This window comes from Sorangium sp. KYC3313, assembly GCF_052075895.1.
GTDB lineage: Bacteria > Myxococcota_A > Polyangia > Polyangiales > Polyangiaceae > Sorangium > Sorangium cellulosum_B.
Genome location: NZ_CP197255.1, coordinates 9,266,947 through 9,282,011, shown reverse-complemented (window position 1 = coordinate 9,282,011; position 15,065 = coordinate 9,266,947). Strand labels below are relative to the sequence as shown.

Genomic DNA, 15,065 nt, shown 5'->3' with positions numbered 1-15,065 from the left:
ACACGGGAGACGAGGACCGCCAGCGCGCGAGGAGCTCCAGGGATCTCGCGCCGGGTCGCCCAGGTTCGTCTCTCATCCTATCTTCTGAAGAACACGGCTCCTCACCCCACGCAGGTCGAAGCGCGGAGCAGCCCGCGTCGCCGAGGGGGGCGCATCCGGCGGCGCTCTCGGCTAGTGTGCCGGGCCGTTCATGCAGCTCATCTCCCTGTCCCCCCTGGCCGCGTCGGCGTTGCTCTGGCGAACGGCGAACGGACCCTGTGTGACCGTCGCCGTGAAGGCGACCTTCCAGCTCTCGCCCGACGGCGTCGCCGCGCTGGCCGCGCCGCTGCCGCTCTTCGACGACGTCTTCCACGAGCAGAACGCGGGCCGGAGCCTCTATGTCGCCTCGGATACCGTGCCCCACAAACCCCGCGCCGACGTCCTGCTCACCGGCAGCGCGTACGCCCCGCCCGGCCAGCGCGTGAGCCACCGGTGGGTGCGCCTCGCCGTCTTCCACGCGCACGGGCAGGCGCCCGCGGTCGACAAGCGGCTCCAGGTCGTGGGCGAGCGGCAGCGCGATCCCGCGACCGGCCAGGCGACGGCGCCGGCCCCGTTCTCCAGGCTGCCCGTGCGCTACGAGCTCGCCTTCGGCGGCGCGCGCTGCCCCGAGAACCCTGTCGGAAGGGGGGCCGATCCCGCCGACCTCCGGCTGCCGAGCATCGTCAACCCCGCTGCGCCCGACGCCCCCGACGGCCTCGGGCCCATCTCGAGCGCGTGGCCGCAGCGGCGGCGCGCGCTCGGCGCGTGGGATCCGGCGAAGCTCCTGCTGCCTGTCCCGGAGCTCCCGATCGCCATGGACTGGGGCTACTTCAACGCGGCCCTGCGCGACCAGCAGATACGCTACCTGCGCGGGGACGAATGGATCCTGCTCGAAGGCCTCCACCCCACGGCCGCCCAGGTGCGCTCTCGTCTGCCCGGCGTGACGGCGCGCGTGCTCCTCCGCGCGCCGCGGCTCGCCGACCCCGCCGGCGTCGAGCTCACCGTGCGCTGCGACACGCTCTGGATCGACGCCGACGCGCTCCGGTGCACCCTGACGTGGCGCGCGTCCCTGGCCGTCGCCGAGCGTGCCCTGGAGGCCGTCGAGCGCGGCAGGATCCTGGTGACGCTGGCGCCCCTCGACGAGCGCGCGGCGTGGCCTGCGCCGGAGCCCGCCGCCGCGGCCGCGCCGCCGGTCGGCGCGACGACAGCGCCGCTGCCGGAGGGCGTGAGGCCGCCTGCGGGCGCGCGGCCGCCGCTCCCGATTCCCGAGCCGGATCCGTCGGTCGTCCGCGGCATGAGCGCCGAGGAGTGGGCCGCGCGCAGCGCGGGCGCGGAGGCGGCGCGCCCGTCGCTCGATCTGACGCAGACGCGCCCCCTCGACCCCGCTGCCTTCGCCGAGGCCCTCCGCGCGTTCGACCCGGCGCCGCCCGGCGCCGTTGCCGCGGAGGCCTCGCAGGCGGGTCCCGGCGCCGGGGAGGCGGCCGGAGGCGCGGGCGCGCCGGCGCCGCCGGTGTCCGGGCAGCCGCCGGTGCTCGCGGACACGCGCGAGTTCAATCTCCAGGACGTGCTGCGCGGCGCGCGCCAGGAGGACGCGCCGTTCCCGATCGCGCCGCCGCGGCCCGCGGAGCAGGCCGAGCCCGCGCGGGCCCCCGCCGAGGTCTCGCTGGAGGCCCTCCGGCAGGCCTTCCCCGCCATGGCCGCGCACATCGCGGCGCACGCCGGCGCGCCGCTGCCCACGGCCACGTTGCCGCTGCCCGAGCCGGAGCCGTCGAAGCCGACCAGCGAAGATCTCGCCGGCTCGCCCGACCTGCCGCCGCCCGCGAGGACCACCGAGCACGTCCCGATCCTGAACCTCACCCCGTTCGCCGCCTTCACCATCCCCTGGCAGGCCCGGCCGCCGAGGGACTCGCTCACCGTCGTGGTCAAGGGCACCTTCGACCTCGTGCCCGGGGCGCCGGCGGCGATCGCGGCCGATCAGGAGCTCCCCGGCGGCGACGTCCACGTCGACGACGACCCCGCGAAGAGCCTCCGCTACCCGTCCGATTTCGCGATCTTCAAGCCGAGAGCCGACGTCCTGCTGGTCGGGCACGCGCACCGCGCCAGCGACGGCGACGCCGCGGCGCTCGTCCGGCTGCGCCTCGGCGACGCGCTCGACCGCTCCGTCGCGGCCGTCGGCCCGCGCCGCTGGGACGCGCTCGGCGCGCCCACCGCGCCCGGGCCGTGGGACCGCATCCCGCTCCGCTTCGAGAGCGCCTTCGGAGGCGCCGGGTTCGGCCCGAACCCCGTCGGGACCGGGTACGGCGCGCGGGCAGGCGGCGCGCTCCCGTCGCTCGAGCTGCCGGATCGGGTGATCCGCTCGGCGGGCGACAGGCCCTCTCCGGCGTGCTTCGCGCCGATCGCGGCGACGTGGAGCGATCGCCTCGAGAAGATCGGGTCCTACGGCGAGCGCTGGAGGAAGACGCGCTGGCCGTTCTTTCCCGACGACTTCGACTGGACCTTCTTCAACGCCGCGCCCGCGGAGCAGCAGATCGCCTATCCCCGGGGGGACGAGCCGTTCGAGCTCTGGTCGGTGCGCCCGGACGGCGAGGTCGTCCGCGGGCGGCTGCCCGAGCTGCGGGTCCGCGCGTTCAAGCAGGCGACGGAGAAGGCCGGCGGCGGGTTCTCCGAGGTCCCGATGCGGCTCGACACCGTGTGGTTCGACGCCGACGCGCTCCGGCTCGTGCTGGTCTGGCGGGGCCTGCTCGACGTGGCCGACGAGGACGCTTCCGAGATCGCGTCGCTGTTCGTCCTGAGCGAGCCGATGGCGCAGGGCGGGGCGAAGCGCGAGCCGGCGGCGAGGCGCGACGCGCGGGCGCGCTTCTTCGCGGAGCTCGCGGCGCGTGAGGCGGCCGAGGCGCCGGCGGCAGGCGAGGAGGGGGCGGCGAACGACACCGCGGCCGAGGAGGGTGAATCGGCCCTCGAGGCGCGCATCGCCGAGGCGCTCGCCCAGGCGCGCGCGCGGCGGCGCACGGCGGCCGGGAGCGGCGCGGCGGCGGAGGCTGCCGCGGCGCCGGCGCAGGCGGAAGGCGACGTGGCCCCGCGAGGAGAGGCGGCTCCCGGCGATCCCGTGGCGGCGCCGCCGACCGCCGGCCGCGACGCCCTCCTCGAGCTCCTTCGCCTCGGCGAGCCGCTCGCCGGCATGGACCTGACCGGCATCGACCTGTCCGGCGCCGACCTCGCCGGGGCCGACCTGGGCGGCGCCATCCTGAAGCGGGCGAACCTCCGGGGCGCCCGCCTGGACGGCGCGCGGCTCGTCGAGGCCGTGCTCGCGGAGGCCGACGCCGAGGGCGCGCGCTTCGAGGGAGCCGACCTCACCCGGGCCGACCTCACCGGCGCGAGCGTCAAGGCCGCGCGCTTCGCCGGCGCCGTCCTGGAGCTCGCGGCCGCGGGGGCGGCGCGCTGCGAGGACGCCGTCTTCGAGGGGGCCCGGGCGCCCGGCGCCAGCTTCGCGGGGGCCACGCTCACGAGGGCCTGCTTCGATCGCGCGGACCTCACCGGCGCCGAGATGATGCAGGCCGCCCTCGACGAGGCGAGCTTCCGCGACGCGACGCTCGATGATGTGAAAATTTACGGTGCTACAGGATCGCGCGTCACCCTGGACGGGGCCTCGCTCGCCGACCTCCGCGCCGACGACGTGGTCCTCCGGAACGGGTCGTTCCGTCGCGCGCGGGGCCCGGGCTCCGTGTGGGAGGGCGCCGACCTCACCGAGGGCGTCTTCGCGGGCGCGGCGCTCCCGGAGGCGAGCTTCACCCGGGCGACGCTCGACCGGGCCACCTTCGAGGGCGCCGTCCTTGTCGACGCCCGCTTCCGCAAGGCGCGGCTCCGCGGCGCGCGCCTGCGCCACGCGAACCTGATGCGCGCCGCCTTCGACAGCGCCGATCTCGAGGGGGCCGACCTGCGCGGCGCCAACCTGTATCAGGCGGAGACCTGGAAGGCGCGCACGGCCGAGTTCCACCTCGCGGAGGCGTTCACGGCAGGGACCAAGCTGGAGGAGCGATGAGCGGAACAGATCACACCGCCACGAACACCTTCATCTGTGAAGGCGCGACGTGGGCGCCGGCGGGCATGTTCGCGTTCGACCCGTTATGGGCCGACATCGCGGTGTGATAGACGATCTTCTTCCCCTTGGCGTAGACCTTCGAGCTCGCGCGCTTGAAGGTCACCTGCCCTCGGTTCACGTTCGAGACCATCCCGCCGAGCGTGCCGGCCTCATCGCCCTTGCTGCTCGGCATCTTCGATGCCTCGGTCACGGTCTCCTTCTTCTGGACGAGCACCTTGGAGACGGTCGACTCGCAGCCGTTCAGCGTCCCGATGTTCGGGAACGGCGTCGGCACGGGGGGCGCCGGCGGGGCTGGCACCTTGCACACGTCCGGCATGGCGAAGCACATGCCGCCGGCCTTCGTCGCTGCGGGCATCTTCATCTCGGGATCCCTCCACTTCCACGCTGGCTCATCCGAGCAGCACGCGCTCGCCGTCGATCGAGGTCTCCTTCTTCGAGACCATCGATGTCCGCTCGCTGACGAGCTGATACGCCTCGCGGATGAGCGAGCGCGCGCGCCTCGCCCGGGTCTGGAGCAGCCCGTCGACGTCGCGGTAAGCGTCCCTGGCCCGCTCGATCAGCCGCTCGGCCTGGATCTCCATCCGACCGGCGGTGGCGGCGATCTGCGCGGCGGTCGTGGCGATCCGCTCGGCGAGCACGGTCGCCTCGGTCGCGTGGAGCGACGCCCTCTCCGAGGTGACGTCGACCGCCGCCGCGGACACGCGCACGGCCGCCCGCTCCACCACGAGCCCCGGCTCGCCGCCCTCGCCGACCTCGCTCGCCACGCGCCGCCCCGCCCGGTGCCGGACATCGCGCCGCGCGCGGAGCTCCACGTCCGTGGCCGCCTCCACGACGACCTTCCCCCGCGGCGCCGCGAGCGTCAGGTCGCCCGCGGGGGCCGCGACGCGCGCCGCGCCCGTCGCGGCGTCGTACGTGACGGCGACAGCGCCCGACGCGTCCCGGATCGCGATCGTGCTCCCCTCGGCCGACGCCGTGGCCCCCTCGGCCGTGTGGATCACGGGCCCTCGGGCGGCGAGGAGGATGCCGACGATGTAAAAATCCGATGTGGTTGCGTGTTTTGAGACGAGCACCCGGTCGCCGGGGGTGGCCTGGTAGCCGGGCACGGCGAGCCGCGCGCGCGCCGTGGCGCCCTCGACGCCGGGGGCGCCGGGCCGGACGAGGCGCACGACGGCGCGCGCGGCGTCTTCCTGGTCGACGAGGGTGGCCTCGAGAACGCCGCCCGGGGAGGGCTCGTGTTCCAGGGCGACAGCGTCGTTCGCGTTCATCGGGTCTCCGTCCGGAAGTCTTCCGCGCGCGCGCGGTCAGGGTCGGTGTTCTTCATGTTGCGGGTGCGCGCCCCGAGCAGCTCGGCGTCATCGAGCCTGGCCCGGTGCAGGTCGGCGCCCTCGAGGTTGGCGTTCGCGAGGTGAGCGCGCTCGAGGCGTGCGTGCGAGAGGTCGGCCAGCGAGAGATCGGCGTTCGCCATCACCGCGTCGCGCAGGTCCGCGCCCGGGAGCCTCGCCGCGCCGAGGCTGGCCTCGCGCAGGTGGGCGCGGCGCAGCACGGCGTCGTTGAGCGCGGCGTCGGAGAGGTCGGCGCGGGAGAGATCGGCGCCGTCGAGGATCGCCCTCCTGAGGTTCGCGGCGGGGGCGCGCAGGCCCGCGAGCTTCGCGCCCTTCAGATCGGCGCCTTCGAGGTTGAGCTGAGGGGCCTCCACCGAGGTGAGGTTGGCGCCGCGGAGGTTCGCGCCCGACAGCGTGGCATTCGTCAGGACGCAGCCGCGGAGATCGGCGCCCTCGCCGTTCGCGTCGCAGAGGAGCGATTGCTCGATCACCGCGCCGGCGAGCTGCATGGTCCGGAGATCGGCGCCGGAGAGGTCGGCCGCGAAGAGCCGTGTCCGGCGGAGGTCGGCCCCGGCGACGGCGGCGGTGGACAGGGCGGCTTCCGAGAGATCTGCGTCGGAGAGATCGGCCTCGGTGAGGTCGACGTCGGCGAGCTGCGCCCCGCGGAAGGTGGCGCCGCCGAGCTTCGCGCCGGCGAGGCAGGCGCCGGAGAGGTCCGCGTCCGAGAGGTCGGCGCCCGCGAGGTCGGCGCCGCGCAGGTCGGCCTCGGCGAGATCGGCGCCGGAGAGGTTCACGCCGGCCCACGAGAGGCCGCGGAGAGCCGCCTTGCCGAGGGACACGCCGGCGAGGTCGAGGCCGCGCAGGTCGACGCCCTCGAGGCGGACGCCCTCGAGCGAGCAGCCCTCGAGCTTCGCGCCGGCGAGGGAGGCCCCGTCGAGGGTGGCGCCGGCGAGGTTGGCGTTGCGGAGATCGGCGCCGTCGAGGGAGGCGCCGGTGAGGTCCGCCCCGGCGAGCGAGGCGCCGCGGGCCCGCCAGCGCTGGAGCTGGGCGCCCCGGAGCGAGGAGCCGTCGAGGACGAGCCCGTCGCAGCTCGCGCCGGAGAGGTCGGCCCGGGCGAGGTCGCACTGGACGAGGCGCGCGCCCTCGAGGGCGGTGCGGCGGAGATCGATCGCGGTGAGCCGGGAGGCGTGGAGCTCGGCGCCCGCGAGGGACGCCGGGGGGCCCGAGGCGGAGAAGTCGAGTCCGGCGGCGGCGGCGCGCAGGAGATCGGCGCCGCCGAGGAGGAGGCCAGTCGTCGTGGCGGCGCGGAGATCGACGTCGCGGAGCGAGGCGCCGGTGAGGTCGGCGGAGGAGAGGTCAGCGCCGTCGGCGGCGGCGCGGTCGAGGCGGGCGCCCTGGGCGTCGCAGCGCTGGAGGCGCGCGCCGGAGAGGACCGCGTCGAGGAGCTCGGCCTTGTGGAGGCGCGTGGCGCGGAGATCGGCTCGCTCGAGCAGGGCGCCGGAGAGCTTGGCGCCGGTGAGGTCGACCTGGTGAAGGGAAGCGCCGGTGAGGACAGCGTCGCGCAGATCGGCGCCTGCGAGGCGGCAGGCCTCGCCGGGAGGGCCGCCGAGGAGGGCGCCGGTGAGGTCGGCGTCGGTGAGGTCGGCGCCCTCGAGGTTCACGTTGCGGAAGATGACGCCGGAGAGCGTGGCGCCGGCGAGGGTGGCGCCGCGCAGATCGACGTCCTGCCAGAGGGCCTTCGAGAGATCGGCGCCGCGGAGATCGATGCCGGGGGCGATGGCGCCCGAGATGCGGCTGCCGGCGAGCTCGCCGCGCTGGCTCTTCTGCAAGAGCTCGGCAGGCGTCGGGGCCGATCCGTGGTGGCGCTCCGCGGGCATGGTCCGGGCGAGGCTAGGCCATCGCGCGGGGGGTGTCACCGAGGTAGCGTGCAGCCTGGCACGGGTTCGTCGGAGTCGTCTCGGAGGGGCCGTGCAGGGGCGCGGGAGCGGGGGAGGGGAGGAGAGCGATGATCAGCGGACCTCGCCATGGCCCACGGCTGCAGGAGGGCGAGCTGCTCGGGGAAGAGCGGAGCCGCTCACGAGCATGAGGTGGCGGCCTACGCCCGACTCGGGGTACGATCTGCTGGAGCGTGCAGGAGTGCCTCGACATGAAACGATTCCTCTGTGGAGCACGTATTCGTCCCGTCGCATGGCTCGCATGGTTGGCGCTCTCGCTTGCGGTGCTTCTGGTCTCCGAATCGGTAAGGGCGACCACCATCCCGCCGCTGAACGGCTACGTGATGGACGCTACGGGCACGCTGACGGAGGCCGAGCGTGCAGAGATCAGCCTTCGGCTCAACCGCGAACGCCAGAGTGGAGGGCCCGAGGTCGTGACACTCGTCCTCCGCTCACTTGGAGGTGAAGGCAGGACCATCGAAAGTGTCGCGGATGCGGCCTTTCAGCAGTATCGGATCGGAAAAGCCGGTGCTGATGGCGGTGTCCTTCTGCTGATCGCTGAGGAAGAACGTAAGGTCTGTATTCGTACGAATGCGATCGCCAGGGTCGTCTTGACGGACCAGGTGGCCGCGGCCGTCATCGAGACCAAGATCGCGCCGCTGCTCCAGGCGAAGAGGCTTCGCGAGGCTATCGCCGCCGGCACTGAGGCCATCCTGGAGCCGCTGCGTGCCGACCGCGAGGCGCGAAGCGAAGAGCGGAAGCGCCGTTCCATGACCGGTTTGTACCTTCTTGCCGCGATTATAGGTATTCCCATCCTACTGGTTGTTGCTCTGCCGAGGCGATTTCTTCCTAGGGGCAACAGCCGCACGGAAGGAACAGACCGGTGGAACACTCATCGGCATAGAGCATGGACGCGAAGCGCCGGAACTCCTGGCGATGCACAGCATCGAGGCGGCTCCAGCGACGGTGATGATCCCCCGGTCGGAGGAGCGACCGGTTCGTATTGATCTAACCGTCGCGCGTTGTGGCTGAGATATTTCTGTGTTGTCTGCTGTGCGGCGTAGCTCGTTGAGATATCGGGTGGTGGGAGGTCGGTGGCGGACGTTGAACGGCGAGCCCCTGACGATTTGCAGCCGATCGCCAGAGCTGTTCATCGTCCTTCATGATTACCGATGTGAACTGCCGCGTCGTGGATCTCTGTTGTTGGCAATGCGGCCATGACGAGGACGAATATGCGGCGGGAGGAGGCGCAACCGGCTCCTGTTCGGGCGGCTCCCGTGCGCACGCGTTAGCCCAGATCGATCCTGCCGCCGCTGATCGTCACCTTTGAGGAATAGCATGCAACACTGGTGCTGCCCTTTGTCAGTTTGGCTGAGCTGGCGCCGAGGGTGCATTGCGATCCTGCGTTCTTGACCGAAACCGTTCCGCCTTTGACCAGCAGTCCGTCGGTTTTCGATCCAACCATGACGTTGCCAGGTCTTGCGCTCATTCCCCATTCGCCGCCCATTACTTCCGCGAACTTCCCCCCGTGGACTTTTGCGTCGCCGGCGGCTCTGATGTCGATATTGGCCCCATTTTCTTGTAGATTGCCCGATGTCTTGATGCTCGTGTCCCCAGTGGCCTGTAGGTCGAGGGTCGCTTTTGACTTGAATCGAGCGCTGCCGATGGAGCTTATGGTAAGCGACGATGCTGTTGTGACTCGCATGGCTCCGCCGCTGTGTGTCTTGCAGGTGCCCGTTGCCTTGGATATGTAGTCACGGGCGAGAAGGTCGATTTTGTTGCCGGTGATGAGCGTAGCGGCCGCGCCTGCAACAGAGACTTTACCTGCTGATTTCAGCATGGCGACCGCGCCCGCGGACACGATGGCGTTCCCGCCGGAGGACAGCGCAGCGCATGCGGTGCCACCGACAAAAGCGTCGGCCCCGCCGATCAGCACGGCCGAATTGGCGCCACCGCCTAGAAAATAGGGTTGCCCCATCGCGGGGACCGTTCCGGCGATCCGTGGAACGCTGGCAAAGGCGGTGGCGGCGGACGCCATGCTCTTTGCCGTGACGACGCTCGCAGCATCAGCTGCCTTTCCGGCCTTTTGCGCGGCGTGGTTAAGGAGGTCTTGTCTTGCTTTTTTGCCGTCGTTGTATGCCTTGTAAAGCCCGCTTGCTATCGAAGTTCCCTCCAGGCCTAGGCCGACTTTTCTGAGCAGCTCTTCGCTGTCGTTGTGCTGAAGAGTCAAATCATCCACGGCTTTTTTTATCTTGGCGGCGTCTTCTGCGGCTCTTCGAGCGTCGGCGTACTCCGGTAGCTGTGCCTCCCATTCCTCTTTTGTCATCGGCCTTTGTGAGCCGTCCGGATTCTTCGTGAGGGGTGGATTCTCTTTGGGGTAAGGTGTCATCAGCTGGGCGTAGGCTAGCTGCCTCTTGGCGTACTCCTCCGCGACGACAGCTTGTTCCTTCACTGGCGCCTGCTGCGCTGCATGCCATTTCTTGGGTAGATCAAGCGCGCTCTTGGCGATGCCCGTGATTCCATCAAAGAGCTTCTGTCCCTTGTCTGCGAGTGCCTTTGCGATGCTCGGTCCGGGGATCGCGAACTGAGTGATATTTGTAGACGCCAGGACTGACGCTGCCTCGGTGATTACCGTGTTTATGGAGGTCAGCGTGTTGACGCCGGCCGTGCCAAGCGCCGTGAACGCCTCGTTGGTGGCAATGGCGGCTCCCGCCTCTGGCGTGTTCGGCGAGCCGAGTTGAAATGACGTGCCCCCGTACGGCGTCGAGAGCTTGATGCGCTCTTCCCCCTCATTGTCGTCGATGTTGATCTCGTTGCCGCCGCCGGTCCGGATGACGTTCCTGCGCGCGTTCTTCGCGTCGACCGTGCTGGGCGTCTGCGGGTTCGGCACGGCGCCGGCGATGATGGGCCGGTCCGGATCGCCGTCGATGAACGTGAGGATCACCTCCACCCCGCTGCGGAGCGGGAAGTGGAACCCGTGGCCGGCGCCCGCGTGCGGCTGAGCCATGCGGATCAGCCTCGATGCCTTGCCGTCCTCGGCGCTGCTGGTGTCGAACAGGAAGCGCACGCGGTAGCGGCCGCTCTCGTCGACCTCGGCGTACTGGCCCTTCTCCGCGGCGTCGATGACGCCGGTGATGACGCCGTGCACCTTCGGCTTCGGCGTCACGCGCGGCGGGCGGTACGTGGTCGCGTAGGGGATCGCCCGGAAGTCGTTCTGGTAGGCGCGCTCCTCGCCGGTCCCCGCGTTGAGCGTCGCCTGCTGGAGCCGGTGGCGCACCTCGACGAGCAGCAACTCGATGTCGCCGCGCGGGTGTCCCTCGAGCGTGAGCTTCGCGCCGGCGCCGAGGGCCTGCACGTCGCTGGCCCCCTCGAACACCTTGCGGCCGGCGCGCAGCTCCTCCGCGCGGATGACCGCGATTCGCTCGCCCTCGTCGGGGGTCTTGAAATGCGCGCCGTACTCGATGATGTCGCCGCCGGACGCCTCCGAGACGGTCGCGGCCGCCATGAGCGGCACGTGCGGTGTGCGGTAATTGTAGTCCTTCACCACGTACCGGCTCGGGACGGTGCGCGTCGTGCCCTCCAGGCGGTGGACGCCGATGCGATCACCGCGCGGGTAGAAGTGCGCGCGTCCGTCGCCGGCGACCGGCTGAAAGCCGCTGTTCGTGTCGGAGAAGACCACGACGTCGCGGCCGTCGCGGTGCTCGAAGAAGAACGAGATGCCGAGGTGCTCGGCCAGGCGCGAGACGAACTGGAGGTCGGTCTCCTTGTACTGCACGACGTACTCGCGCGGCGGGTACGTCGAGACCAGGCGGAGCTCGAAGTCGTCGCCCTCGTGGAGACCGGCCCGCTCGAGCTTTTTCTTGATGATCTCCGGGACCGAGAGATCCATGAAGATCTCCGACGTCTCCGTGAGCGTCAGCCGGAATGCGCGCGGCACGAAGGTGAGCGTGTACGCCATGTGCAGTGTCTCCGTGTGGAGCGCGTCCCGGACCACGGAGATGACGCCGAAGAGCCGCCGCTCCTCGCGGTCGCCCCTCAGGAACACGAGCGCGGCGGGCTCGGCGAGGAGCGCCTCCTCGTCGAGCCCCTCGGGGCTCTTGCAGACGACGTGGAGCTGGAACTCGAACGGCTGCGAGATGACCTCGCGGCCGGTGAGGTCGTGGAGCTCGACCGCGTCGGCCGAGAAAGCACGCGATTCCAGGCGAGCAGAGAGGATGTCCTTCATGAGCGTCCCTCGGGTGAAGAGACGCTACCATCGCCCGCGGCGAGCTCTCTTTCAAGCTGCTCGTGCAGCGGTGCACCGCCGCGTCGCCGCGCTCGGTGCCGCTCGCGGAAGCCCCTCAGCCCTCCAATGGCACCTCGCGCGCCTGCGTTCGCGACGGCATCCGGAGCTTGCTCAATGCGTTCTCCTCGATCTGCCGGACGCGCTCGGCTCGTCGTACCGGCCATAGGACCTGCTCAGCGCCGGATTCGCCGTGGCGTAGGGCGTGTCGACGGCGACCGCTGACGCCTTCGGTTTGAAGTTGAATCCTGGCTGGATGGTACCGCACACCTCCGTCCAGAATTTCAATTTTCTCCGGGTCGTGTATCACCGTCGATGGGGCAACGAGCGTCGGGTGAGGCCTCGGCGCCCGAGGAGGCAAGGACCGATGACGGCAAAGCGGGTGGCGCTGGTGACGGGCGCGAGCACGGGGATCGGCCGGAGCGTGGCGGAGACGCTCGCGAGGAACGGCTATGTGGCCTTCGCGGGCATGCGCGATCCCGATGGCAGGAACCGGGCGGCGCGCGACGAGGTGGCCGGCCTGGCGACCGCGGGGATCCCCATCGAGGTGGTCGCGCTCGACGTGTCGGACGACGCCTCCGTGGCCGCGGCGGTGGCGACGGTGGTGGAGAAGACGGGGAAGATCGATGTGCTCCTGAACAACGCGGGCAGCTGCCTGATGGGGCTGACCGAGTGCAGCAGCGTCGATCGGCTGCGGCAGCTCTTCGAGACGCACGTCTTCGGGACGCAGCGCGTCTGTCGCGCCGTGCTGCCGCACATGCGCCGGCGAAAGACCGGGGTGCTCGCCTTCACGTCCAGCGTCGTCGGGCGCGTCGTCCTGCCGACCACGGTGCTCTACTCCGCGGCCAAGGCCGCGATGGAGATGATGGCCGAGGGCTACAAGCACGAGCTCGCGTCCTTCGGGATCGACGTCGTGATCCTGGAGCCGGGCATGGTCCGGACGAAGATCTTCGACAACATGTGGCTGGACGACGACACGGCGCGCGCCGCCGAGTACGGGGCGCTCGGGGGCGTGGCGCGCGCCACGCTCGAGATGGTCAAGACCATGAAGGGGCCGCCTCCGGAAGAGCTCGCGGGCGTGCTGCTGAGGCTGCTGGAGATGCCGCACGGCCAGCGGCCGCTGCGCACGACGTTCGGCGCGGACGCGGCGCTGGTCGACCCGGTGAACGTCGCCGCCGACGAGGCCACGCGGGCGCTGCGCGCCCTGTACGGGGCCGGGGGATAGACGATGTGCAGCCGTTCGAGGCGCGCACCACCGAGGCCGACGCGGCGGAGGCGTTCGCGGCGGTGACCAAGCTCGACGCGAGACAGGTGAGCCTGGGCAGCGCCAGCGGCGCAGTCAACCTGGCGCTACCTGCGCCTGCAGGCCGTCGCGATAGCGCGCGACGCTGCCTGCGCTCGTCCGGGGGCGGTCTACCCCGGCCTGTCTGACTAGAGCGACTTCAGGTATTCCACGAGGTCACGCTTCTGGCTGGAGTCGAGCCTCAGATCGAAGCGCTCGTTGTAGCTGCGCACGACGTCCAGCAGCGTCTCGAAGCGGCCATCGTGGTAGAAGCGACCCTTGTTCTTCGGCTTCATGAACAGCCCTAGCTCTCGGACGAAGAGGGCGGCCAGGTTCATCGTCTTGTACGAGTTGCCGGGCGCGCGGTTCGCCTGGAAGGCGTCGATCTTCATCTCCTCGGGGGTGTGCAGGTTCCAGCCAGCGTCGGTCCAGAGCGGCTTGTTGTGGCAGTCGGTGCACCTCGCGTCGCCGGTGAACAGCTTCGCGCCGCGCTCGGCGGCCTCCCTGTCGAAATCGAGCCCGGGCTCCGGCTTCGGCGCCGGGAGCGCGAGTTGATAGAAGTGCAACGCCGGGAGCTTCGACGTGACGAGATCTTTCTTCGGATCCACGATCACATTCCAGATCCCGGTGGCCGCGGCGTTCGGGTACTTGTCTTTATCGTTGAGCCTGGGATCGAAGAAATTACCCTTCCCATGGAGCTGGGTCACGGCGACGTACGCGTTCCAATAGGGCACCGAGCCCCAGTTGCCCGTCCAGGTGTGCTCGTTGACTCCGCCCATATCGAACGCGTTGGGGAGCAAGGTCGCGGCGGTCTTTTTGTCAGGTCCAGGCTGGAACGCCTTCCCGTCGAGGAGCAACTGGGCGTCGTACTTGCCCGGCCCCCAGCTGCGCAGAACTTTCCTCACGCCTTCCTCGTCGACGCCCGCGGGCGCCTTCGGCAGCAGGGCGACGATCGGCTGGAGCGTCGGGGCCGTAGCGATGATGGCGCCGACGTCCAGGTCGCGGTTGGCCCAGCCGTCGAGGCGTGAGCCGATGCCTGGACGCACGGAGTCGTTGACCGTGGAGTGACAGAGCGCGCACTGGAGCCCGATAGAGATCAGGTTGCCGCTGTCGTCGAAAAAGCCCGTCACCCCGAGGATCGCATCGAGCTGCAAGAGGCTCAGCGTGACGGCGGGATCGTCGAGGTTGACCTGGCCGCGCGCGATCTTTTCTCGCAGCCGCGACGGGAGCGCGTCCCCGTCCACCTTCAGCCCGAGCCCCAGCGCCTGAGCCGGCGTCACGTTGGCGATGCTCTCGTGCAACCGGAGCTTGCCGCCCCAGAACTCCTCGTCGCCGAAGGTGTCGAATCGGAAAATCTCCTGTCCCCGCTGGAGCAAGTTGCGCGTATTTCGTTCTATGGCGGCGTCGAAGTTGCTGAATCGCGCGCGGCTGGGCAGTTCGTCCTCGGCGGAGGCGACGTGCTCTGCCCTCTCGTCCCGATCGGCCGAGCTGCAAGCGAGCGCGGCCACGCCGAGCGGCACCGTCGCTCCAATCGGCAGCGTGGGTGCGGTCACGCCCCCGTTGTCGCTTGCCGTCCTGGCGAGGTGCCCGGTCGGCCGGGGCTCGCGACGGCCTCGGCCGCGGCGCCGCGGGGGGCCGGGTCGGGGCGCAGCCCACGAGACCGACGACCGCGAGCCTGGCGAAGGACCAGAGAAGAGCGAATTCCGTACGCTCTCGCGGCATCCCGGCTACCGTAGGCGACGCCCGGCCGATGTCGATCCAACACGACCGCAAGCGAACGCGCCATGGTCCCTTCGCGCTGGCGCTCCTCCTGCGCGGCCTGCCCGTCCTTCTCCTCGCGGGGTGCCCCGCGAGCCCGACCAGCAACCCTCGCGCGCCGGACGGCGCGGCGATCTCCGGGAGCAAGCCCGCCGCGCAGCGAGGCCACGTGCCTGTCACCGTCACGGCCGACCGCGGCGCGCTGCGCGGCGGCACGGTCTCGCTCGGCGTGCCGTTCCCGCCCGGCGCGCTCCTCGACGCCGCACATCTCCGCGTCTTCGACGCCGCCGGGGCCGAGGTGAGCCGCCGTGCCGTCCTACGCCGGCCGGCCGAAGAACTGGACCCAGGAGACGCGCGGCTTCCTGAAGTA

The 15,065-nt window shown here is 70.9% G+C and carries 8 protein-coding genes; 3 read left to right on the top strand and 5 right to left on the bottom strand.

Annotated elements, in window-relative coordinates; genetic code table 11:
• Positions 1 to 190 precede the first annotated feature (190 nt).
• Entirely contained in the window at positions 191 to 4,057 is a 3,867-nt protein-coding gene (locus ACSRUE_RS35095; protein WP_441287407.1) for a DUF2169 domain-containing protein, read from the top strand.
• 10 nt (positions 4,058 to 4,067) lie between these two features.
• Here the strand turns inward: ACSRUE_RS35095 and ACSRUE_RS35090 are convergent, their stop codons facing one another.
• From ACSRUE_RS35090 to ACSRUE_RS35080, 3 genes are read right to left on the bottom strand one after another with little or no spacing between them, the layout of a single operon-like run.
• On the bottom strand, positions 4,068 to 4,478 hold the full coding sequence (locus tag ACSRUE_RS35090) for a PAAR-like domain-containing protein (RefSeq protein ID WP_441287406.1): 411 nt from the start codon (positions 4,476 to 4,478) through the stop codon (positions 4,068 to 4,070).
• Between the two features lie 28 nt (positions 4,479 to 4,506).
• Positions 4,507 to 5,382, bottom strand: coding sequence for a DUF3540 domain-containing protein (locus ACSRUE_RS35085; protein ID WP_441287405.1), 876 nt, complete (start codon positions 5,380 to 5,382; stop codon positions 4,507 to 4,509).
• A complete protein-coding gene (locus ACSRUE_RS35080; RefSeq protein ID WP_441287404.1) occupies positions 5,379 to 7,316 on the bottom strand; it encodes a pentapeptide repeat-containing protein in 1,938 nt (645 codons plus the stop codon). The genes ACSRUE_RS35085 and ACSRUE_RS35080 overlap by 4 nt, the downstream gene beginning before the upstream one ends.
• A gap of 269 nt (positions 7,317 to 7,585) precedes the next feature.
• Here ACSRUE_RS35080 and ACSRUE_RS35075 point away from each other — a divergent pair, with 269 nt between their 5' ends.
• Positions 7,586 to 8,380 (top strand): TPM domain-containing protein, encoded by a 795-nt coding sequence (locus ACSRUE_RS35075; RefSeq protein WP_441287403.1) that lies wholly within the window; start codon positions 7,586 to 7,588, stop codon positions 8,378 to 8,380.
• Positions 8,381 to 8,661: 281 nt separating this feature from the next.
• Here the strand turns inward: ACSRUE_RS35075 and tssI are convergent, their stop codons facing one another.
• Complete coding sequence (tssI, locus tag ACSRUE_RS35070) at positions 8,662 to 11,598, bottom strand: type VI secretion system tip protein TssI/VgrG (RefSeq protein WP_441287402.1); 2,937 nt, start codon at positions 11,596 to 11,598, stop codon at positions 8,662 to 8,664.
• Positions 11,599 to 12,022: 424 nt separating this feature from the next.
• On the opposite strand from tssI, the gene ACSRUE_RS35065 reads away from it, so the two are divergent.
• A complete protein-coding gene (locus ACSRUE_RS35065) occupies positions 12,023 to 12,880 on the top strand; it encodes an SDR family NAD(P)-dependent oxidoreductase (RefSeq protein WP_441287401.1) in 858 nt (285 codons plus the stop codon).
• Between the two features lie 206 nt (positions 12,881 to 13,086).
• Here ACSRUE_RS35065 and ACSRUE_RS35060 read toward each other — a convergent pair whose 3' ends face one another.
• Positions 13,087 to 14,490 carry a hypothetical protein gene (locus ACSRUE_RS35060; protein ID WP_441287400.1) on the bottom strand — a complete coding sequence of 468 codons (1,404 nt, stop codon included), beginning with the start codon at positions 14,488 to 14,490 and terminating at the stop codon, positions 13,087 to 13,089.
• Between the last annotated feature and the right edge of the window lie 575 nt (positions 14,491 to 15,065).

Excerpts from the sequence above, each read along its gene's own strand:
- ACSRUE_RS35095 (WP_441287407.1), top strand. The coding sequence starts at position 191 with ATGCAGCTCATCTCCCTGTCCCCCCTGGCCGCGTCGGCGTTGCTCTGG.
- ACSRUE_RS35090 (WP_441287406.1), bottom strand. The coding sequence starts at position 4,478 with ATGAAGATGCCCGCAGCGACGAAGGCCGGCGGCATGTGCTTCGCCATG.
- ACSRUE_RS35085 (WP_441287405.1), bottom strand. The coding sequence starts at position 5,382 with ATGAACGCGAACGACGCTGTCGCCCTGGAACACGAGCCCTCCCCGGGC.
- ACSRUE_RS35080 (WP_441287404.1), bottom strand. The coding sequence starts at position 7,316 with ATGCCCGCGGAGCGCCACCACGGATCGGCCCCGACGCCTGCCGAGCTC.
- ACSRUE_RS35075 (WP_441287403.1), top strand. The coding sequence starts at position 7,586 with ATGAAACGATTCCTCTGTGGAGCACGTATTCGTCCCGTCGCATGGCTC.
- tssI (WP_441287402.1), bottom strand. The coding sequence starts at position 11,598 with ATGAAGGACATCCTCTCTGCTCGCCTGGAATCGCGTGCTTTCTCGGCC.
- ACSRUE_RS35065 (WP_441287401.1), top strand. The coding sequence starts at position 12,023 with ATGACGGCAAAGCGGGTGGCGCTGGTGACGGGCGCGAGCACGGGGATC.